This window comes from Gordonia caeni, assembly GCF_039537105.1.
Classification (GTDB): domain Bacteria; phylum Actinomycetota; class Actinomycetes; order Mycobacteriales; family Mycobacteriaceae; genus Gordonia; species Gordonia caeni.
This window is the reverse complement of record NZ_BAAAZW010000005.1, coordinates 294,336-314,103: the sequence shown is the minus strand read 5'-3', so window position 1 is coordinate 314,103 and position 19,768 is coordinate 294,336. Positions and strand designations below refer to the sequence as shown.

Genomic DNA, 19,768 nt, shown 5'->3' with positions numbered 1-19,768 from the left:
AGCAGAGCATGAAGAGAGGGGCGAGCGATGTCACTCCGGGTTCGAGATCGACTGTTGATCGCCACCAGTGAACTCATGCGCCGACACGGCGTGGCCGGCACTGCCGTATCCGAGATCCTGACGCGCAGCGGCGTTTCGCGGCGCTCGATCTACCTCAATTTCCCGGGCGGGAAGCTGGAACTCGTCGATGAGGCGACACGCGCTTCCGGCGAGGAGCTCACGAAAGCACTGGACGCCGTCCTCGCGACGGAGGACCCCCTGACGGAATTCACACAGATGTGGTCGGCCCTGCTGACGGAGACGGACTTCGATGCCGGCTGCCCGATCGTCGCTGCCGCGCTGGCACGATCGGAAGCACCGCAGGCCGCCGACCAGGCCGGGAACATCTTCGCCAGCTGGCGCGATCGAATCGCGCACCTCCTTGTCGACCGAGGCATCGAGCCCGCTATCGCCGAGTCGCTGGCGGTGACGATCCTGTCCGCTATCGAAGGCGCGGTGGTGATCGCACAAGCTCAGCGGTCGACACAGCCGGTGGACGAGGTCGGCGTGCGACTGGCGGAGCTGGTCAGACTCCACATGCGCGAATGAGGCCCCCTCCACCGGAGCGGAAAGGGCCTCAAACTTGCTCTGTCTTGTGGTCCCGGCTGGGATCGAACCAGCGACCTTCCCGGTGTGAACGGGACGCTCTTCCACTGAGCCACGGGACCGTATCGGCGTGCTGCGCATTGCGCTTCACACGAGGGAGAAGATTACACACCCGCCAACGCGGAGCCAAATCGTCCCTCGACCCAGGACCCGTCTGCCTATCGCGGCGCTTCCAGCGCCCCGATCGGCGCTTACCCAGCAGAAACACACTGGTGTGAGTCTCTGACCAGTCGGTTTGTGCAACCACCGGCCGGGTGATTAATGTTCTATTCCGTTGGTGAGCGGTAGTCCACAAGACGGAAGTTCACCAGCGTGCGGATGTGGCGCAGCTGGTAGCGCATCACCTTGCCAAGGTGAGGGTCGCGGGTTCGAATCCCGTCATCCGCTCTGAGCGAGTGTGGCTCGCCGTGCGAGTTCCTCGACTGTGGTGGCGTGGCCGAGTGGTGAGGCAACGGCCTGCAAAGCCGTGCACACGGGTTCGATTCCCGTCGCCACCTCCACACCTCTCGCGTCCCCGACCCGGCGCCCGTCCGGCGATCAATTTCATAGTCCCGCGCGATTAGCTCAGTGGGAGAGCGCTTCCCTGACACGGAAGAGGTCACAAGTTCAATCCTTGTATCGCGCACCGAATCGAAGGCCCGGGTCTACCCCGGGCCTTCGTCGTCCGCGGCCCGAGGAACGCACGACAGAGACCGTGCGACAGGGGCATACCAACTGGTCACAGGAACACCCTGCCCGTCACTGCGACCCGGTTTGCAAATGCCGCAGCCGGGCCGCTAATGTTTGGTGTCGCCGGTGAGCAACAGACGTCCACAGGACGCGCTCACCGACATGCGGATGTGGCGCAGCTGGTAGCGCATCACCTTGCCAAGGTGAGGGTCGCGGGTTCGAATCCCGTCATCCGCTCGGAGCGAGTTCTTCTCGCAGAGTTCTACCGCGAGTCTCCTTGTGGTGGCGTGGCCGAGTGGTGAGGCAACGGCCTGCAAAGCCGTGCACACGGGTTCGATTCCCGTCGCCACCTCCACGAGTGAACGACAACTCCATAGTCCCGCGCGATTAGCTCAGTGGGAGAGCGCTTCCCTGACACGGAAGAGGTCACAAGTTCAATCCTTGTATCGCGCACCGAATCGAAGGCCCGGGAGTATCCCGGGCCTTCGTCGTTCGCCATCTCCTCTCGACCCGGCGACGTGTCCCTTAGGTCACCCTAAGTTACGCTCGGCGCGTGTCCCCCTGGTTCACCCACTTCCTCCTCTACGGGTTCGTCCCCCTCGTGATCCCGACCGCCCTGCTCCTGGTCGCGCTGCGCTGGGGCCGTTCCGCCTTCGCCGAGGACTACCCACCCGACATTCGGGCAGCCTTGCCCGAGTTCGGCCGGGGCGACGTCCTTCGCGGGCGCGTGCTGGGGCCGGCGTTCCTGATCTCACTGCTCGGCGTGGCCGGCTACGCGAGCTGGTCGTGGATCCACGTCGATCCCGCCCGCGGATTCTGGTCCGCCTACCTGATGGCGGCGGCCGTCATCGTCGCGTTCAGCGCCATCGACCTCCTGGTGGGTCGACTGGCTCGTCATCTGCCGTCTGCGACCGGCGTGGGTGGTGATCCCCGGGACGCAGGACTGCGCCGGCTGGGGCGACTACGGCTTCCATCTCCGCGCCCAACTGAGCCCCAAGGGCCTGGCCGCGCTGCTGCTTCTCCCGGCGGCGATCGCGGGCGTGGCCACCGTCATCGGCTGACCGACTGTGCGGTGATTCTCGCGACATCCATTCCCGGCAGTGAGTGCACATATGTACACTCACCGCATGACGATGACGGCGGATACGCGCAGGCAGGAAGTGCGGGCCCTCTCCGAACTGGGCCTCACCGAGTTGGCCAAAGCCTCGGCAGGTGTACACGAGACGCATCGCGCCGTGTCCGACCGCGTCTTCGCGGTGGTGCGCCGCGGTCTCGGCACCTCGGTCGTCCCGGTGAAGGCGATGCACGACGGCGTCACCGACACCGTGTACCGCGTGATCACCGGCTCCACCACGACCGCAGGCAAGGTCAGCGGCCGCGTCGCCGATCTGCCGCTGGCGTCCCCGGTGTCGTCGACGACGGTCGGCGCCGGAATCATCGGCGTGGTCAACGGCTTGATCGGCGACGAACTCGACGGCAAACAGTCACCGCTGACTCAGGAGAACATCTCCATCCGGGTGGCCGGCCGGCCGGTGACCCCGGACTCCGCCGGTCTGGCCGCAGCCTTCCCGCGCGCGACGCGGCGGATCGCCGTCTACGTACATGGCCTGGTGGAGACCGAACACGCCTGGCGCGTCGGTCAGCGGACCAGCGCCCCCTACGAGCATCGCCTGTGGGCCAACGGCGTCACCAACGTCTTCCTGCGCTACAACACGGGCCGCCGGATCTCCACCAACGGCCACGACATCGCCGAACTGCTCGACGACCTGGTGCGCTTCTGGCCCACGGACGTCGACGAGGTGATCCTGATCGGCCACTCGATGGGCGGCCTGGTGCTGCGCAGCGCCTCGCATCACGGTCACGAGTCGGGCCACGTGTGGACCCGGAAAGTCACCACCACCATCTGCCTGGGCGTCCCGCATCTCGGTGCGCCGCTGGAGAATCTGGCGCACCACGCGAGCGCGTGGCTGACCGCGCGGCCGGAGACCAGCGCTTTCGGGCGGCTGCTACGGCGCCGGTCCGGCGGTATCCGCGATCTGCGGATCGGCTCCCTGGTGGATGAGGACTGGGCCGACCGTGACCCGGACGAGCTGGCCGCGGCGATCGCCGCCGAGATCCCGCTGCTGCCGGGCGCCGAGCACTACTTCGTCTCGGCGACCGTGACACGCGATCCGAATCATCCGCTCAGTCGCGTGATCGGTGACGGCCTCGTCCTGCACCAGAGCGCGGGAGGCAAAAACTCCACCCGGCACATCGGCTACAACCCCGACAACGGCTTCCACGTCGGCCGCAGCCACCACTTCAGCCTCCTGAACGACCCGCAGATCGGCACGCGCCTCGTCGACTGGATCGGCTGAGCTCCTTCGTCGATCGGGACTCCTTCGCCGATCGAGCGAAGTCGAGATCACCAGCGCACCAAAGCGTTTCGACTCGCGCTCGCCTAACGGCTCGCCCGGCTCAACGAGCGGTCTGTTGTCCGGCGGGTCAGCGTGCGACATCGAGGTAGCGGAGCACCGCCAGCACCCGGCGGTGGTCGTCGTCGGACACCGGCAGGCCGAGCTTGGCGAAGATCGATGTGACGTGTTTCTCGACCGCACCGACGCCGATCACCAGCTGCTCGGCGATGGCCCGATTGGTGCGCCCCTGTGTCATCACATCGAGCACCTCGCGTTCGCGAGGTGTCAGCGTGGACAGCGGGTCGGTGCGGGCGGTGAGCATCGCGGCTACCACCTGCGGATCGAGCACGGTCCCACCGATGTGCACCCGCTCGATCGCCTCCCGCAACTCGTCCAGGGAGGCGACGCGGTCCTTCAGCAGGTAGCCGACGCCCCCGGTCCCCCCGCTCAGCAGCTCGGCGGCGTAGAGCGTCTCCACGTACTGGCTCAGCACCAGCACGCCGATCTCCGGAGAGCGCGCCCGCAGGGCTCTCGCGGCCCGCAGGCCCTCGTCCCGAAAGTCCGGCGGCAGACGCACGTCCAGCACCACCACGTCCGGACGTGCCCGGGCCACCTGCTCCTCCAGGCCCACGGCATCGCCGAGGGCGCCGACGGTGAGGTAGCCGGCCTCGTCCAGCAATCGCGTCAGGCCTTCGCGCAGAAGGACGGAGTCCTCGACGATCAGGACGCGCAGCGGTTCGGTCACCGACTCAGCGTAGGCTCCGGCAGTTCGACGGTGACCAGGACGCTGGTGGGGCCGCCGTCCGGACTTTCGATCGCGAGCACGCCGCGCAGCCCGTGGATCCGGTCGGCCAGACCGGCCAGACCGTGTCCCCCGGTCAGGCGGGCGCCGCCGCGGCCGTCGTCGCTCACCTCGACCAGCAGACGATGCTGCTCCGGGCGCACCACGCGCAGCCGCGCCGAGGCGGCTCCCGAGTGCTTCACGACGTTGGTGAGCAACTCCGCGACCACGAAGTACAGGGCGCGGGACACCTCCGACCCCACCGCGTCGTCCAATCCGGGCTCGAGGTCCACCGTGACCGGCACGCTGCAGCCAGCGGCCAGGGCCTCCAGGGCGGCGGTCAACCCGCGATCGGTCAGCAACGGCGGCGCCACTCCCGACGACAGCGCACGCAACTCGTCCAGCGCGGCCTGCGCCTGCGCGCGTGCCTCCGTGGCCAGTTCACCGGCCCCGTCCCGGTCGTCGGCGGCGACGCGCCTCTCCAGCGCGGCCAGATCCATCTGGAGACGCACCAGGCGCTGCTGCGGACCGTCGTGCAGGTCGCGCTCCAGACGATGTAGAGACCGATCCTCCGCTCTGATCGCCGCCTCGCGGGCCAGGCCTTCCTCCCGCAGCTGTACGACCAGATCGTCGGACGTCCAGCGCCCCAGCATCATCCGGGCAGGCCAGTAGTGGAGGTGAGCGCACCCGGCCGCCACCCACGGCAGGGTGAGCAGGCACACCAGCCCCAGCGCGACACCGATCAGCGACTCGACCCAAGCGATCTGCGTCGGTTCCAGATCCACGGGAATCCCGCCGAACAGCTGAACCGGGCCGCCCCACAGTTCGCCGTCGGGCTGGTTGGCCTCGTCCAGCCGGATCAGCGGCCCCCGCCAGGCGAAGTAGGTCAGCCCGCCGGCACCGAGGGCGAGCCAGCACGTCATCGCGACGAAGGTGAACAGCGCGATCACCGGCTCCACCACGAGCTGGTGGACCAGCGCCGACCAGTAGCGGGGGCTGCCCAGCGGCGCCAGGAACCGCCGCACCCCCGAATCGAGCGGGCCGCGAACCGAGCGGTCCCACTCCGGCTCCGGAATCGGCGGCAGTCCGGTCAATCGAAGGAGCCCGGTGTCGGCCATCGCGAAACCCCGCGCGACCCACATCGTGGCGACCAGCACGGCCAGACCGACCACGATCACCAGCAGGCCGACGCCGGCCGCCAGTCCCGTCAGGAGAACCGAGAACGCCGTCACCGCCAGCACCGATACGGCGAACACGTACAGCACGGTTCCCGGCGTACGGCGCCACAGGGCGCGATATCCACGGGTCAGCGTCGGCGGTCCGACAGTCACTTCGCGTGTAGTCACCCCTTCAGGGTCCCGCACCGCGGCGCGTCGGTGAATCCGGTCACCTGCCGGATCCAGCCGGGGGTTGACCCCACCCGGTACGGCACGATGAAACCATGCCCGACGACATGTCCCTCGTCATCGAGACCGTCACCGATCCCGCGCTCGCACCCGCCGTTGCCGACGTGGCCGCGGAGACGTTCCCACTTGCCTGTCCCCCGCATTCGTCCCCCGAGGACATCGCCGCCCACATCTCGGCCGTGCTGTCGTCGCAGAACTTCGCCGAATGGATCGGCGACGACGTGCACGAGGTGATCGTCGCCCGGCTGAGCGGGCGGGTGATCGGCTACGCCCTGCTGGTGCACGCGCCGCCCGCCGACGCCGATGTGGCCGCCGTGGTCGTCGGCGACGCCGTCACCGAGATCTCCAAGATGTACGTGCTCCCCGATCACCACGGCACGGTGCACGACGAGCGGCCCGCGCACCGTCTGATGGCGGCCGCCCTGGCCGCCGCGCACGACCGCGGCTCACAGACCGTGTGGCTCGGCGTCAACCAGCTCAACGAGCGCGCCCAGAAGTACTACCGCAAGATGGGCTTTCGGCACGCGGGCATCAAGACCTTCACCATGAACGGCGCCGTCGAGCACGACTATGTGATGGCGCAAGAACTGTGACCGCGAAACCGGGACCTTAGAATCTCCCAATCCATGCGCTCAGGCGCATAGGGTTCAGGGCATGACGAACAAAGAATGTAGCAATCCCAAGTGCAACTGCGATCCCTGTGAGTGCGGCCCGAACTGCTCCTGCGCCTCCGGGTGCAACTGCTGCGGGAAGTAGTCTCAGGCGGCGGTTTCGGCGAAGCGGGACAGCGCCAGCAGGCGGGAGGTGGCGCGCAGGTACTTCTTGCGATAGCCGCCGGCCACCATCTCCGGGGTGAACAGCTCGTCCAGCTTCACGCCCGAGGTCACCACCGGGATGTCCGCGTCGTACAGCCGGTCGATGAGCGCCACGAGGCGCAGGGCGACGGCCTGGTCGGCAGCCGGGTGGACGTCGCTCACGCACACCAGCGAGACGCCGTCGACCAGTGACTTGTACTTGGACGGGTGCAGCGTGGCCAGGTGCGCGGTGAGCTCGTCGAAGCTGTCGAGGGTGGCGTTCTGAGTGTTCTCGGCCTGCTCGAGCAGTGCGGCATCGCTGGACGGCTCGGGGGCCGGCGGCAGATCGCGGTGCCGGTAGTCGGGGCCGTCGACCCGGATGCTCTCGAAGATGCCGGCCAGCTTCTGGATCTCGCGGAGGAAGTCCGCGGCGGCGAACCGGCCTTCCCCGAGCTGACCGGGCAGGGTGTTCGAGGTCGCCACGATCGAGACTCCCCGGGCGCTGAGTTCGCTGAGCAGCCGGGAGACCACCATCGTGTCGCCGGGATCGTCCAGCTCGAACTCGTCGATACACAGCACGCTGTGCCCGGACAGCCGCTCGAGCGCGTCGGCGTAGCCGAGAGCTCCCACCAGGTTGGTCACCTCACCGAAGGTGGCGAAGGCCTTGGGCTCGGGCATGGAGTGGTAGATCGACGCCAGCAGGTGCGTCTTGCCGACGCCGAAGCCGCCGTCCAGGTACAGACCGATGCCTTGCGGGGGTGCCGACTTGCGGAAGAAGCCGCGCTTGCCGCCGCGCACCTTCGAGGCGCGGGCGACGAAGTCCCGGGCCGCCGCGACGGCGGCGGCCTGGCTCGGCTCGTTCGGGTCCGGGATGTACGAGTCGAAACTGACCTCGTCGAACATCGGGGGAGGGACCATTTCGCCGATCAGCGCGTCCCCCGGGATCACCGGGTTCTTGTCCGAGAGTCGTGCCACCATGCGGGAAGCGTAACCACTCGGGTAGGAGTGGAAGCATGCACCTTCTGCAGAAAGCGACTGACGTCACAGCTGGTCCGGCCTCCACGAGTGGCCACGACGTCGCCGCCTGGCTGCGGGAACAGTACGCCTATCCGCCCGACCGCACCGACGGACTGCCCCACGTGCGCGCCAACATGGTGACCACGATCGACGGCGCCGCCACCGCCGACGGCCGCTCCGGCGGCCTGGGCTCGCCCGGGGATCGCATGCTGTTCCAGCTCCTCCGCGAGATCTCCGACACCGTTCTGATCGGTGCCAGCACCGCATTGAAGGAGGACTACGGTCTGCCCGAGCCCGCGGCGGACGGCACCCGGCCTGCCCTTGTCCTGGCCTCCCGCTCGCTCAGCATCCCCGACGACTACGCCCCCGCCTTCGACAGCCGAACGCTGATCGCCACCTGCGCGCAGGCGCCCACACCGCAGCGGGCCCGGCTCACCGAGCTCGGCGCCACCCTGATCGACTGCGGGGCCGACACCGTGGAACCGGCCCGGCTGGTCGCCGCACTCGGCGATCGCGGCCGACGCCGCGTGATCTGCGAGGGCGGCCCCCGGCTGCTGGCCGAGTTCGTCGCCGCCGGCGCCCTCGATCAACTCGCGGTGACCCTCGGGCCGAGCCTCGCCGGCGGCAACGGCCCGCGGATCGCGCACGGGGCCTCCCCCGGGGACGGACTGGCGCCGGCGCGCCTGCATCACCTGATCGGGGACGACGAGGGCTTCCTCTACTTCCTGTGGGACACCGGCGCCGCCGCCGGGCGCGCCGCCGACGACTAGGCTCGCGGTCATGTCCCTGCGCTCCTCGCGATCCCGCATGCTCGCGATTCTGGTCGCCGCCGCGGTGCTGGCGACCGGCTGCACCGCCGGTCCGGAACCGGGCCCCAAGGTGGTGCACGGCGACGGCGGAGACGACGGCCCCCCGCAGGATGGGCTCCCCACCCTCGAGGCACCGCAGCGCGACCTCAACTATTCGGCATGCGGCCCCCGCCTCGCCGAGGCCTACGACACCGCGGCCCCGTCGGGTCTGCGGCTCGATTGCGCGTCGTTCGAAGTGCCGATCGACCCCGGCAACCCCGACAGCGATCCGCTGACCATCACCGCCGTCCGGGCAACGCTCGCCGACACCCCCGCCGACGCCGTGCCGCTGGTACTGACCACCGGCACTGACCTGCCGAGTTCCCGGCTGGCCATGACCTTCGGTTCCGATGCCATCGAACCGCTGCTGGCCAAGCACCCTATCGTCGCCGTCGACCGCCGTGGGATCGGCCGCTCAGCCGCCCTGGACTGTCTCACGCGGGAGCAGCGCGAGACCATCGCCGACGACGGCGCCGGACGTGGCCGCGACGTGGCCGCCCGCGCCGGAGCCCTGGCCGAGACCGCCCGCAAGGGCGCCGACATCTGCAACGACACCCTCTCCCCCGACCAGCTGAAGTTCGCCAACGCCGATGCGGCGGCCGATCTGGAACAGCTCCGGAACCGCTGGCAGGTGGACCGTCTCGGGCTCATCGGGGTGGGCAGCGGTTCGTCGGTGGCGCTGGCGTACCTGGCCGCACGCCCCGACAACGTGGGCCGGCTGATCCTCGACTCCCCGGTCGGCCTCAACGTGCAGGCCACACAGGCGGCGGCCGCCCGCGCAGCCGGAGTACAGAACTCCCTGGCCACCTTCGCCGACCGCTGTGCCAATGTCGGCTGTTCGCTGGGCGCCAACGGCACCGCCACCCTCAACCGGGTGATCCATGCCGGTGCCAGCGGTGCGCTTCCCGGACTGTCGGACACCACCATCTTGACCGCGATCACCACCGCGCTGGCCCTCGGCGACACCGATCCCGACGGCCTCAAGAAGCTCGCCGATGCGATCACCGACGCCGACCGCGGCCAGGTGGGCCCGATGAACGCCCTGGTCCGCACCGCCGAGGAGGTACGCGACGCCGACGGCCAGCAGGTCTCCCGGTGCAACGACCTGGTCGGCCGCCCCGGACTGGACGAGATCCCCGGCCTGGCGCAGACGTGGGGCAAAGACGCGCCGATGACCGCCAACACCGCGGCTCTCTCGCTGGCGCGCTGCGACGGATGGGGCGTGGCCGACCCGGCGCCGGGGCCGATGTCGTTCCCGGTGGCTCCCCTGGTGCTCCTGGGCCAGAACGACCCGATCAACGGCCTCAAGGCCGCCGAATCGCTGGCCCCACTCCTGGTGACGACGGGCGCCGACGCCACCACGGTCAGCTGGGACGGGCTGGGCTATTCGGTGCTCGGCCGCAGTGACTGTGCGGCGCTGCTGGTGGTGGACTATCTCGGTGACGAGAAGCTCACCGGCCCCGCCGAGCGGGCATGCCCCGCCTAGTCGCGCCGGTGGACTCCGGTCGAGCCGGTCGACTGTAGTAGGTTCGCTCAGGTGAGCGTGATGGATCGGTACCTGTATCCGCGTGTGGAGACCCCGCGCATCCTGACGATGATCCTGTGGCCGATCAGCATCATGATGATCTTCCACAAATCGGTGATCCTCGCGGTCAACGGCGCCCGGACCGACGACTTCACCACCGTCTACAACGCCTCGCTGAACTTCCTGAACCGGCAGCCGGTGTACGCCGAGAACTACACGACGGTGGACCCGCACTACCTGTATCCGCCGTCGGGCACACTGCTCATGGCGCCGCTGGCCTACCTCAATCCCGATCAGGCCCGCTGGACGTTCATCGCCGTCTCCGTCGCCGTGCTGGTGCTGTGCGCGTATCTGCTGACCCGCATGTTCGGTTACAGTGCCGCCTCCTGGGTGTTCCCGGCGGTGGTGCTGTTCTTCTTCAGCACCGAGACGGTGGCGAACACGCTGATCTTCACCAACTTCAACGCCTTCGTCCTGCTCGGCATGCTGGCCTTCCTGATGCTGATGCGCAGCCGCAACGACCTGTGGGCGGGGGTGTTCATCGGCCTGACTCTGGCGGTGAAGCCGGTACTCGCACCGCTGCTGCTGTTGCCCCTGCTCCAACTGCGCTGGAAGGTGTTCGTCACGGCAGTGGGGGTGCCGCTGCTGCTGAACATCGCCGCCTGGCCGCTGCTGGTGGATGCCCGCTCGTTCATCGACCGCACCGCGCCGTACCTGCTCGCGACCCGCGACTACTACAACAGCTCCATCTCCGGGAACGGCCTGTACTTCGGCGTCGCCGACTGGCTGGTGATCGTGCTGCGGATCGCTTTCGTCGCGATGGCGATCTTCTCGCTGTGGTTCCTGTATCGCTACTACAGCCGCACCGACGAACTGCTGTGGCTCACCACCTCGTCGGGCGTCCTGCTGACCACGCTGTTCCTGTGCAGTTCCCTGGGCCAGGGCTACTACTCGATGCTGCTGTTCCCAATGCTGATGACGGTATTCCTCGCCGGGTCGGTGATGCGGAACTGGCCGGCCTGGCTCGCGGTGTACGGGTGCATGGCCTTCGACAGCTTCGGCTCCCGGGAGTGGGAACCGTTCGGCCGGTACCTCGAGTACAACAAGGTGACCCTGGGCTGGTCGCTGCTGATGGTGGTGACCTTCTGCGTCCTGCTGTTCCGCTGGCTCGACCTGCGTGCCGCCGCCGACGAGGGCGCCGAGGACGGCAGCGACTCTCCCCGGCCGGTCGCCCCGGCCTCCGCCTGATCCGCGTCACCCGATCATGTTCGGCCTCAGCGTGAGCGACTGAGCCAGCGTGCCGAACGGGCCGTCGGCGTCGTGCAGCACCGAATTCGTCTGGCCGATGCCGCCGGCGCCGAAGGCGACGCGGGTGTCCAGCCCCAGCCAGGGCCCGGACGGCTGCCGGAACAGATGCGCGGTCAGGTCGACGTTCGGGTACATCCACACCTGCGGGTCCTGCCGCATCGAGACGCCGTTCGCGGTGTCGAAGAACTTGGCGATGGCGCCGAGCTCGGTGGACTGCTCCCCCGCGATCAGGTCCACGTCACTGGTGACCCAGACTTTGGCCCGGCCGGGCCGGGTGTCGCCGGACTGACGCGCCTCGAGGCCGGCGATCAGGCCGCCGCGCCATCGCTTGAGCCACGCGGTCTCGGTGAACTCCTCCGGCGGCGGCAACGCGTCGAACTCGTGCTCGGCCACCTGGGAGGTGTCCGACGCTTGCAACAGCCAGGCGCGGGCGCGGACGGTGGTGCGTCCGCCGATCACCGCCGTCGTCTCGAGCAGCTCGATGGTGCGGCCGGGCCGGATCACCTCGATGTCCAGGTCGATCCGGTCACGGGCGATCTGACCGAGCACCTCGAGGCTGAACCGGCTGAACACCAGCGTCGGCGCATGCTCGCGCCGCCAGCGTTCCAGATGGTCGATCACCAGCCCGGCCACCGGGGCCAGGTGCAGTTCGTCGTCTCGCCAGGCACCGCCGGCATGCTCGGTCGGCAGGAACGAATGATCGTCGATTCTGGTGAAATAGCTGCGCGCCGTCGTACCCACGATCACAAGCTAACCCAGCCCGGAAAGCTCCCCCTGACCGGCCCGCCGCACGCCGCCGACGATGCGCGCTACCGTGGAGAACATGACGCAGTCCAGTGACGATTTCCCCGCCGATCCCCAGGCGCTCACCGACGAGGACTGGCGGCAGCGCCTGAGTCCGGCAGAGTTCCGGGTGCTGCGACAGGCCGGTACCGAGGCGCCGTTCACCGGCGAATACACCGACTCCACCGAGACGGGAGTCTATCGCTGCCGGGCCTGCGGCGCGGAGCTGTTCCGCTCGGACACCAAGTTCGCCTCGCACTGCGGTTGGCCGTCATTCTTCACCCCGCTGGCCGGGGACGCGGTGATCGAGCGCCGGGACGAATCGCTGGGCATGGCCCGGACCGAGATCCTGTGCGCCAACTGCCACAGCCATCTGGGCCACGTCTTCGCCGGGGAGGGCTACGACACCCCCACCGATCTGCGCTACTGCATCAACTCGATCAGCCTGACGCTCGACTCCGAGTAGCCGGCCCTACGGGAGGCTGGCGATCAGCGCTGCAGGCTCCACCCGGGGGCCGGTGAAGAACGGGATCTCCACGCGCACGTGGTACCGCGCCTCGGTGGCGCGCAGGTCGCGCATCAGGTCGACGATGCGGTGCAGTTCCGGCGCCTCGAAGGCCAGCAGCCACTCGTAGTCGCCGAGCGCGAACGCCGGGACGGTGTTGGCGCGCACGTCCTTGTAGCCGCGGGCGGCCTTTCCGTGGTCGGCGAGCATCTTGCGCCGTTCCTCGTCGGGCAGCAGGTACCACTCGTACGACCGCACGAACGGGTACACGCAGATGTACGCGCCGGCCTCTTCACCCGCGAGGAAGGCGGGGATGTGGCTCTTGTTGAACTCCGCCGGACGATGCAGCGCAGCGCCGCTCCACGTGGGCTCACTGATCCGGCCCAGCACGGTGGTGCGCTGGAAGGAGTTGTAGGCGTGCTGGAGCTGTTCGATGGTCTCGGCGTGCCACCAGATCATGAAGTCCGCATCGGCCCGCATGCCGGCGATGTCGTAGAGGCCGCGGACCACCACGCCCTGCTCGGCCACCTCGTCGAGGAATCGGTTCAGGTCGGCGATCACCTCGTCCCGGTCCTCGGGCAGCTCCCCGGCCCGGACTTTGAAGACCGAGAACATCAGGTAGCGGACGGTGGCGTTGAGAGTTTCGTAGTCCAGGCGTGCCATGAGACCCATAGTGCCACTGCGGTCCGATCGATTCCCGGCCAGGTCAGGCGGACGGCCGTTCAGCGGGCGGCGGCGGTACCTCCGCCGCTCAGGTGGGCCGTCACCGCGTCGGCGGCCCGGCGGGCCGAGCCGATACACGCGGGCACCCCGACGCCGTTCACCGCGGCGCCGGCGACGGCCAGTCCCGGCGGCAGCTCCGCCAGCGCCTTGCGCACCGCGGCGAGATGCCCGGGGGCGTAGTGCGGCAACCCCTCCGGCCACCGCTGCACGACGGCACCGGTGATCTCCGGCGCCGGGAGCCCGGCGGCGGCGAAGAGACGGGCCAGGTCGCCGGCCGCCGTAGCGATCAGTTCGGTATCGGCGCCGGTGACCGGTTCGCCGAGTCGACCGAAGGACACTCGGAGCACCGGCGGGCCACCGGCGGCCAGGTGCGGCCACTTCTGCGTGGACAGGGTGACCGCTTTGATCCGCAGATCCGAATCGGTGGCCACCAAGATCCCCGAGTTGGCGGGCACCTGCACCCCGGGAGCCAGCTCGCACGCCACCACCGCGGACCCGGCCGGGCGGACCGCACCGAGGGTGGATGCGGCGCCTCCGGCGACATCCGCCAGCAGCGCACCCGCCCGGTGCGCCGGGACGGCGACGATCACGGCGTCGTAGTCCGCGCCGGTGCCGTCGGCGCCGGTCACGGCGTAGCCGCCGGCGCCGTGGCCGATGGCGACGGCCTCGGCGCCGGTCCGGATCGTCGCGCCCGAGGAAGCCGTCAGGGCTGCGACCAGGGCGCGGTATCCGCCGCGCAGCGCCCCGAAGACCGGTCCGGCCGCCGCGGTCGCGGCGGCACTCAGCGAAGTCACCGCGGCGGTGAGGGACGGCGCGCCGTCGTCGAGGGCGGCGGCCAGTGCGGGGATGGTCTCGGCCAGCCCCAGGTCGTCCGCGCGCGCCGAGTAGACACCGCCCAGCATCGGATCGACGCTGCGCGCGGTCACCGCGTCGCCGAAGCGGTCGCGGACCAGCTCACCCACCGAGGTCGCCGGCCCCGGGCGGCGCGTCCACCCCCGCTCCGGTTCGGCGTCGATGCGGTCACGGCCGGCGCGACCGATCAGCTCGCCGAGCGCGGCGGAGCCGGCCGGGATCCCCATCACCGCGGGCGACGGCAGCGGATGCAGACGCTCGCCCGACCAGATCGCCGGCCGCAACGGGCCGGGCGAGACCACGAGATCGGCCAGACCCAGTTCGTCGATCAGGGCCAGCGCCTCGGGCCGGCGCACGATGAAGGCTTCGGCACCCACGTCGAGGGCCGTCGCGCCGAGCTCGCGGGTGTACAGCAGCCCGCCCGCCCGCTCGCTGGCCTCCCAGACGTCGATGAGGGCCTCGTCGCCGAGCCCCCGGCGCACCGCGTGGGCGGCGGTGAGGCCGGAGACTCCCCCGCCGATCACCGCCAGCCGCACGGTCACAGCGTGTGAATCAATTCGACGGCGCGGGTGACGGCCTCGGCGTCGGTGTTGGGCAGCACGCCGTGCCCGAGGTTGACGATGTGCCCGAGCGCCCCGGCGGCGACGGCCCGCTCGCCCTCGCCCAAGACGCGCCGGAGCTCCCGCTCCATGACCGCGTCACCGGCCATCAGCACGGTCGGATCCAGGTTGCCCTGGACGGCGACGCCGTAGCCGACGCGGTGGGCGGCCACGTCCAGCGGGACTCGCCAGTCCACGCCGATCACGTCGGCGCCGACCTGGGTCATCGCGGTGAGCAGCTCACCGGTGCCCACACCGAAGTGGATGCGGGGCACCCCGTAGTCGGCGATCTCGGCCATCACGCGCGAGGAGTGCGGCGCCACATAGGCCTGGTAGTCGGCCACCGAGAGCGCACCGGCCCACGAGTCGAACAGCTGCACGGCGTCGACGCCGGCGTCGAGCTGGGCCTGTAGCGAGGTGATGGTGATGTCGGTCAGCTTGCCCATCAGCTGATTCCACAGCTCCGGGTCGGCGCGCATCATGGTCTTGGTGCGCTCGTAGGTACGGCTCGGGCCGCCCTCGATCAGATACGACGCCAGAGTGAAGGGCGCACCGGCGAAGCCGATCAGCGCCACCGAGTCGGGCAGTTCACCGAGGATCATCGAGATCGCCGAGGTGACCGCCCCGACCTCGTCGCGCTCCAGTCGCGGCAGTGCCGCGACGTCCGCCGCGGTGCGCACCGGTTCGGCGATCACCGGACCGGTTCCGGCGACGATGTCCAGATCCACGCCGGCCGCCCGCAAGGGCACGACGATGTCGGAGAACAGGATCGCGCCGTCGGTGTCGTGCCGTCGGACCGGCTGCATGGTGATCTCGCACACCAGCTCGGGGTCGAAACACGATTCGAGCATCCCCCGGTCGACCCGGATCTCGCGGTACTCGGGCAGTGACCGGCCCGCCTGACGCATGAACCACACCGGCCGGCGGGACGGCTGTTCGCCCGTCGCCGCCGCGATCAGCGGCATCCTGTCCCCGGCCCGCCGCACTTTATGCACCTGACTCATAGGCTCCACTGTGCCATGTCGGGCCGCGGCGCAAGAACCAGCCGGCACCGCCGCGCGGGTCCGGCGCGCCGAGTGACGCTCGTCGCACGCGGCGCGCCTCCGGGCCCCGCCGCGGGCAAGAGTTTACTGTGACGCGTGTGACAACAGGAGCACATACGGAACCGGCCGACTTCACCGATGCGGTGCAGTCCCTGCACGCCGCCGCGGTGCGTCCAGAGATCGAAGTGGGCTCGATCCGGCCGCCGCAGCGCCTCGCCCCGTACAGTTACGCCCTCGGCGTCGAGGTGGCGCCGCCGGACCCCGACGATCCCGCGCTGGTGCCCACCGACTCCTCCGGGAGCGCGTTCGGCCGCCTGGTACTGCTGTACGACCCGGCCGGGCAGGAGGCGTGGAACGGCACCTTCCGCCTGGTCGCCTTCGTCCAGGCCGAAGTGGAGGCCGACCTGGCGACCGATCCGCTGCTGCCCGAGGTGGCCTGGGAGTGGCTCACCGAAGCCCTCGGCGTCCCCACCGGCAGCACCGAATCGCTGCCCCCGCTGGGCAGCGATGTGCCGTCGGTGCTGGCGCTCGGCGGCACGGTGACCGCCACCACCTCGGTGCGCTACGGCGACATCGCCGGCCCCCCGCGCGCCCACCAGCTCGAGCTGCGCGCCTCCTGGACCGCCGGCAGCAGCGCTCTGACCGGACACCTGGAGGCCTTCTGCGAGGTCCTCGCCAGCGCTGCCGGACTGCCCCCGGCCGGAGTGGCCTCCCTCGGCCGGCCCGCACCGCAGTGACCGCGCCGCACGACGATGCCTCCGCGGAGCCGGAGGTGGAGATCACTCCCCTGCTGGCGCCCGCCGACGGTGTTCCCGATCTGCTCAGCACCCCCGACGAGTTCGCGCGCGCGGCCGACCGGCTCGCCGCCGGCACCGGGCCCATCGCCCTGGACACCGAGCGGGCCAGCGGCTACCGCTACTCCCAGCGCGCATATCTGATACAGATCCGCCGCAGCGGATCGGGCAGCTTCCTGATCGACCCGATCGAGCACCCGGGGGCGCTGACCCCGCTGATCGAGGTGATGCACGGACCGGAATGGATCCTGCACGCCGCCGATCAGGACCTGCCGTGCCTCACCGAGCTGGACTTCCGCTGCACGCACCTGTTCGACACCGAACTCGCGGGCCGGCTGCTGAACCTGCCGAAGGTGAACCTGGCGGCGATGGTCGCCGAGTTCCTGCAACTCGGCCTCGCCAAAGGACACGGCGCCGCTGATTGGTCGCATCGCCCACTGCCGGACGAGTGGCTCAACTACGCCGCCCTGGACGTGGAAGTCCTGGTGGAACTGCGCGACGCCATGCATGCGGCGCTGGCCGACGCCGATCGCCTCGACTGGGCCCTGCAGGAGTTCGACCACGAGCTGCGCAAACCGCCGCCCCCGCCGCGCACCGACCGCTGGCGCCGGACCTCCAACATCCACACGCTGCGCGATCAGCGGCAACTCGCGATCGTGCGGGAGCTCTGGACCGCCCGGGAGAAGCTCGCCGCCCGCCGCGACGTGGCCCCCGGCCGCGTCCTGCCGGACTCGGCCATCATCACCGCGGCGACCGCCGCCCCGGAGTCGGTGTCGGCACTCACCCGGCTGCCGGTCTTCGGCGGGCCCCGCCAGCGCCGGCAGGCTGACGTGTGGATGGGAGCGATCGATCGCGCCCGCGCACTCCAGGAGGGCGAACTGCCGCCACGGAAACAGCCGGCCGTCGGACCGCCGCCGATCAACCGCTGGGATCAGCGCAACCCCGCCGCGGCCCGCCGCGCCCACGAGGTCCGCCCGGCCGTCAAAACGTTGGCCGAAACGCTCGAAGTGCCCGCCGAGAACCTGCTGGCCCCCGACGTGGTGCGCGAATTGTGCTGGCAGGGAGTCGAACGCAGCGAGCCCGGTGAAGTGAACGACTGGCTCGCCACCCACGGCGCGCGGCCGTGGCAGCGCGAGCTGGCGTCGCCCCCGATCGCCGAGGCCCTCAGCCGAGCGTCGGATCCGCCCCGATCGTCTTGACCAGTTCGGCGGTCGTGAGACCGAAGTCGGCGAGCAGCTCGTCGCGGCTGGAGTGCGTCACGAACTGCTGCGGCACCCCGAGCTGACGCACCGGCACGTCCACCAGCGCCGCCGACAGCGCCTCGTGCACCGCCGCGCCCACGCCGCCGTGCACGCCGCCGTCCTCCAGCGTCACCACCAGGCGGTGCCGGCCTGCCGACTCGACGATCGACCCCGGGACCGGGAACACCCACCGCGGATCCACCACGGTGGCCGTGATGCCCTGCCCCGCCAGTTCGGTGGCCACGTCCACGCCGAGCTGCGCGAAGGCGCCGACGGCCACCAGCAACACGTCCGCGGTTCCGTCGACGGTTCCGTGGAGCACGTCCACGCCGTCGGAATGTCGTTCGATCGCGGGGATGTCCTGCGGGACAGCCCCTTTGGAGAACCGGAGAGCCGTCGGGCCGTCGGCGACGGCGAGCGCTTCGGCGAGTTCCTCACGCACCCGCTGCGCGTCACGGGGTGCCGCCACCCGCATCCCCGGGACGATCGACATCAGCGACAGGTCCCACATGCCGTGGTGGCTGGGCCCGTCCGGTCCGGTGAGACCGGCCCGATCGAGCACCACGGTGACCGGCAGCTTCAGCAGCGCCACGTCCATCAGGAGTTGATCGAAGGCCCGATTGAGGAAGGTCGAATAGATGGCCAGCACCGGGTGCATGCCGCCCAGGGCCAGTCCGGCCGCCGAGGTCATGCCGTGCTGCTCGGCGATGCCGACGTCGAACATGCGGTCGCCGAAGCGTTCCCCGAAGGCGCGCAGACCCGTGGGACCGGGCATGGCGGCGGTGATGGCGACCACGTCCGAGCGCCGCTCCCCCTCCTCGACGAGCGCCGCGGAGAACACCGACGTCCAGTCCTCGGCGGAGGCGGCGTGCGCGAGCCCGGTGGCCGGATCCATCTTGCCGGTCGCGTGCATCTGCTCGGCGACGTCGTTCTCGGCAGGCGCGTACCCCATGCCCTTGCGGGTGACGGTGTGCACGATCACCGGTCCACCGAAGGCCTTGGCCTGCGCGAACGCCTCTTCCAGCGATTCCAGGTGATGGCCGTCGACCGGGCCGACGTACTTGATGCCCAGATCGGCGAACATGGCCTGCGGAGCCACCAGATCCTTCACTCCGCTCTTGAGCCCGTGCAGGACCGCGTATGCGGCGTCGCCGACGACCGGCGTGTTCTGCAGTACCCGCCGGCCCCCGGCCAGCAACTTCTCGTACCCGGGCTGCAGCCGCAGCCGGGCCAGGTGGCGTGCCAGCCCGCCGATGGTGGGCGCATACGACCGCCCGTTGTCGTTCACCACGATCACCACGGGCCGCTCGCCCTCGGCGATGTTGTTGAGCGCCTCCCAGCACATGCCGCCGGTCAGGGCCCCGTCGCCGACCACCGCCACCACGGTGCGGTCGGCGTGGCTCAGCTCGAAGGCCTTGGCCAGCCCGTCGGCGTTGGACAGTGCCGCCGAGGCGTGCGAGGACTCGATCCAGTCGTGCGGACTCTCGCTGCGATCCTGGTAGCCGGTGAGGCCGCCGCGCTGACGCAGGGTGTCGAAGCGGTCCTTGCGGCCGGTGACGATCTTGTGGACGTAACACTGGTGGCCGGTGTCGAACAGGATCGGGTCCACCGGCGAGTCGAAGACGCGGTGCAGGGCCAGGGTCAGCTCCACCACGCCCAGGTTGGGGCCGAGGTGGCCGCCGGTGGCGGCCACCTTCTCGATCAGGAAGGCGCGGATCTCGGCGGCCAGTTCGACCATCTCGTCCGCGCTCAGGGCGCGCAGATCCGCAGGCGCATCCACCCGATCGAGCACAGCCATGCGATCCTCCTCCACGTCGACGCGTGCGTCCGGAGGCGCCG

The 19,768-nt window shown here is 70.0% G+C and carries 18 protein-coding genes and 7 tRNA genes; 16 read left to right on the top strand and 9 right to left on the bottom strand.

The features are described from left to right. The first annotated feature begins 54 nt into the window (after window positions 1-54). A complete protein-coding gene (locus ABD732_RS10515; RefSeq protein ID WP_425553023.1) occupies window positions 55-588 on the top strand; it encodes a TetR/AcrR family transcriptional regulator in 534 nt (177 codons plus the stop codon). A gap of 47 nt (window positions 589-635) precedes the next feature. Here ABD732_RS10515 and ABD732_RS10510 read toward each other — a convergent pair. Then, window positions 636-707, bottom strand: a tRNA-Val gene (locus ABD732_RS10510). Between the two features lie 252 nt (window positions 708-959). On the opposite strand from ABD732_RS10510, the gene ABD732_RS10505 reads away from it, so the two are divergent. From ABD732_RS10505 to ABD732_RS10470, 8 genes are all read left to right on the top strand, one after another. Continuing rightward, window positions 960-1,032: transfer RNA gene (locus ABD732_RS10505), tRNA-Gly, on the top strand. Between the two features lie 39 nt (window positions 1,033-1,071). Beyond that, a tRNA-Cys gene (locus ABD732_RS10500) sits at window positions 1,072-1,145 on the top strand. 53 nt (window positions 1,146-1,198) lie between these two features. After that, window positions 1,199-1,270, top strand: a tRNA-Val gene (locus ABD732_RS10495). Between the two features lie 208 nt (window positions 1,271-1,478). After that, a tRNA-Gly gene (locus tag ABD732_RS10490) sits at window positions 1,479-1,551 on the top strand. Between the two features lie 44 nt (window positions 1,552-1,595). Continuing rightward, a tRNA-Cys gene (locus ABD732_RS10485) sits at window positions 1,596-1,669 on the top strand. A gap of 26 nt (window positions 1,670-1,695) precedes the next feature. Continuing rightward, window positions 1,696-1,767: transfer RNA gene (locus ABD732_RS10480), tRNA-Val, on the top strand. Window positions 1,768-2,237: 470 nt separating this feature from the next. Then, a complete protein-coding gene (locus ABD732_RS10475) occupies window positions 2,238-2,375 on the top strand; it encodes a hypothetical protein (protein ID WP_344783351.1) in 138 nt (45 codons plus the stop codon). Window positions 2,376-2,441: 66 nt separating this feature from the next. After that, window positions 2,442-3,671: an esterase/lipase family protein gene (locus ABD732_RS10470; protein WP_344783349.1), complete on the top strand. Its 1,230-nt coding sequence runs from the start codon at window positions 2,442-2,444 to the stop codon at window positions 3,669-3,671. Between the two features lie 127 nt (window positions 3,672-3,798). Here ABD732_RS10470 and ABD732_RS10465 read toward each other — a convergent pair whose 3' ends face one another. Both ABD732_RS10465 and ABD732_RS10460 read right to left on the bottom strand, forming a co-directional pair. Continuing rightward, the gene (locus ABD732_RS10465; protein WP_344783513.1) at window positions 3,799-4,443 is read right to left on the bottom strand and encodes a response regulator; all 645 of its coding nucleotides are present in this window, start codon (window positions 4,441-4,443) and stop codon (window positions 3,799-3,801) included. Between the two features lie 8 nt (window positions 4,444-4,451). Further along, the gene (locus ABD732_RS10460) at window positions 4,452-5,837 is read right to left on the bottom strand and encodes a sensor histidine kinase (protein ID WP_344783347.1); all 1,386 of its coding nucleotides are present in this window, start codon (window positions 5,835-5,837) and stop codon (window positions 4,452-4,454) included. 95 nt (window positions 5,838-5,932) lie between these two features. Between ABD732_RS10460 and ABD732_RS10455 the strand changes: the two genes are divergently transcribed. Continuing rightward, complete coding sequence (locus ABD732_RS10455) at window positions 5,933-6,490, top strand: GNAT family N-acetyltransferase (protein WP_344783345.1); 558 nt, start codon at window positions 5,933-5,935, stop codon at window positions 6,488-6,490. 165 nt (window positions 6,491-6,655) lie between these two features. On the opposite strand, the gene zapE is transcribed toward ABD732_RS10455, so the two are convergent. Further along, window positions 6,656-7,669 (bottom strand): cell division protein ZapE, encoded by a 1,014-nt coding sequence (gene zapE / locus ABD732_RS10450; protein WP_344783343.1) that lies wholly within the window; start codon window positions 7,667-7,669, stop codon window positions 6,656-6,658. Between the two features lie 35 nt (window positions 7,670-7,704). Here zapE and ABD732_RS10445 point away from each other — a divergent pair, with 35 nt between their 5' ends. From ABD732_RS10445 to ABD732_RS10435, 3 genes are read left to right on the top strand one after another with little or no spacing between them, the layout of a single operon-like run. Continuing rightward, window positions 7,705-8,478, top strand: coding sequence for a dihydrofolate reductase family protein (locus ABD732_RS10445; RefSeq protein WP_344783341.1), 774 nt, complete (start codon window positions 7,705-7,707; stop codon window positions 8,476-8,478). A 10-nt stretch (window positions 8,479-8,488) separates the two neighbouring features. Next, on the top strand, window positions 8,489-10,042 hold the full coding sequence (locus ABD732_RS10440) for an alpha/beta hydrolase (protein WP_344783339.1): 1,554 nt from the start codon (window positions 8,489-8,491) through the stop codon (window positions 10,040-10,042). Window positions 10,043-10,093: 51 nt separating this feature from the next. Further along, the gene (locus ABD732_RS10435; protein WP_344783337.1) at window positions 10,094-11,329 is read left to right on the top strand and encodes a glycosyltransferase family 87 protein; all 1,236 of its coding nucleotides are present in this window, start codon (window positions 10,094-10,096) and stop codon (window positions 11,327-11,329) included. 6 nt (window positions 11,330-11,335) lie between these two features. Here ABD732_RS10435 and ABD732_RS10430 read toward each other — a convergent pair whose 3' ends face one another. Continuing rightward, entirely contained in the window at window positions 11,336-12,130 is a 795-nt protein-coding gene (locus ABD732_RS10430) for a thioesterase family protein (RefSeq protein WP_344783335.1), read from the bottom strand. A gap of 82 nt (window positions 12,131-12,212) precedes the next feature. Between ABD732_RS10430 and msrB the strand changes: the two genes are divergently transcribed. Next, complete coding sequence (gene msrB / locus ABD732_RS10425) at window positions 12,213-12,638, top strand: peptide-methionine (R)-S-oxide reductase MsrB (protein ID WP_344783333.1); 426 nt, start codon at window positions 12,213-12,215, stop codon at window positions 12,636-12,638. A gap of 6 nt (window positions 12,639-12,644) precedes the next feature. On the opposite strand, the gene hemQ is transcribed toward msrB, so the two are convergent. The 3 genes from hemQ to hemE are packed head-to-tail and all read right to left on the bottom strand — an operon-like array spanning window position 12,645 to window position 15,816. Further along, window positions 12,645-13,340 (bottom strand): hydrogen peroxide-dependent heme synthase, encoded by a 696-nt coding sequence (gene hemQ, locus ABD732_RS10420; protein WP_344783331.1) that lies wholly within the window; start codon window positions 13,338-13,340, stop codon window positions 12,645-12,647. 59 nt (window positions 13,341-13,399) lie between these two features. After that, window positions 13,400-14,794 (bottom strand): protoporphyrinogen oxidase, encoded by a 1,395-nt coding sequence (gene hemG / locus ABD732_RS10415; RefSeq protein ID WP_344783329.1) that lies wholly within the window; start codon window positions 14,792-14,794, stop codon window positions 13,400-13,402. Next, a complete protein-coding gene (hemE, locus tag ABD732_RS10410) occupies window positions 14,791-15,816 on the bottom strand; it encodes a uroporphyrinogen decarboxylase (protein ID WP_344783511.1) in 1,026 nt (341 codons plus the stop codon). The genes hemG and hemE overlap by 4 nt, the downstream gene beginning before the upstream one ends. A gap of 176 nt (window positions 15,817-15,992) precedes the next feature. Here hemE and ABD732_RS10405 point away from each other — a divergent pair, with 176 nt between their 5' ends. Both ABD732_RS10405 and ABD732_RS10400 read left to right on the top strand, forming a co-directional pair. Beyond that, window positions 15,993-16,631: a DUF3000 domain-containing protein gene (locus tag ABD732_RS10405; RefSeq protein WP_344783327.1), complete on the top strand. Its 639-nt coding sequence runs from the start codon at window positions 15,993-15,995 to the stop codon at window positions 16,629-16,631. Between the two features lie 35 nt (window positions 16,632-16,666). After that, window positions 16,667-17,887, top strand: a complete 1,221-nt coding sequence (locus ABD732_RS10400; protein WP_344783325.1) for an HRDC domain-containing protein — start codon at window positions 16,667-16,669, stop codon at window positions 17,885-17,887. On the opposite strand, the gene dxs is transcribed toward ABD732_RS10400, so the two are convergent. Next, a complete protein-coding gene (gene dxs, locus ABD732_RS10395; protein ID WP_344783323.1) occupies window positions 17,853-19,727 on the bottom strand; it encodes a 1-deoxy-D-xylulose-5-phosphate synthase in 1,875 nt (624 codons plus the stop codon). The genes ABD732_RS10400 and dxs overlap by 35 nt on opposite strands. Window positions 19,728-19,768: the final 41 nt, after the last annotated feature.

Excerpts from the sequence above, each read along its gene's own strand:
- ABD732_RS10455 (WP_344783345.1), top strand. The coding sequence starts at position 5,933 with ATGCCCGACGACATGTCCCTCGTCATCGAGACCGTCACCGATCCCGCG.
- ABD732_RS10470 (WP_344783349.1), top strand. The coding sequence starts at position 2,442 with ATGACGATGACGGCGGATACGCGCAGGCAGGAAGTGCGGGCCCTCTCC.
- hemQ (WP_344783331.1), bottom strand. The coding sequence starts at position 13,340 with ATGGCACGCCTGGACTACGAAACTCTCAACGCCACCGTCCGCTACCTG.
- ABD732_RS10445 (WP_344783341.1), top strand. The coding sequence starts at position 7,705 with ATGCACCTTCTGCAGAAAGCGACTGACGTCACAGCTGGTCCGGCCTCC.
- msrB (WP_344783333.1), top strand. The coding sequence starts at position 12,213 with ATGACGCAGTCCAGTGACGATTTCCCCGCCGATCCCCAGGCGCTCACC.
- zapE (WP_344783343.1), bottom strand. The coding sequence starts at position 7,669 with ATGGTGGCACGACTCTCGGACAAGAACCCGGTGATCCCGGGGGACGCG.
- dxs (WP_344783323.1), bottom strand. The coding sequence starts at position 19,727 with ATGGCTGTGCTCGATCGGGTGGATGCGCCTGCGGATCTGCGCGCCCTG.
- ABD732_RS10440 (WP_344783339.1), top strand. The coding sequence starts at position 8,489 with ATGTCCCTGCGCTCCTCGCGATCCCGCATGCTCGCGATTCTGGTCGCC.
- hemE (WP_344783511.1), bottom strand. The coding sequence starts at position 15,816 with ATGCCGCTGATCGCGGCGGCGACGGGCGAACAGCCGTCCCGCCGGCCG.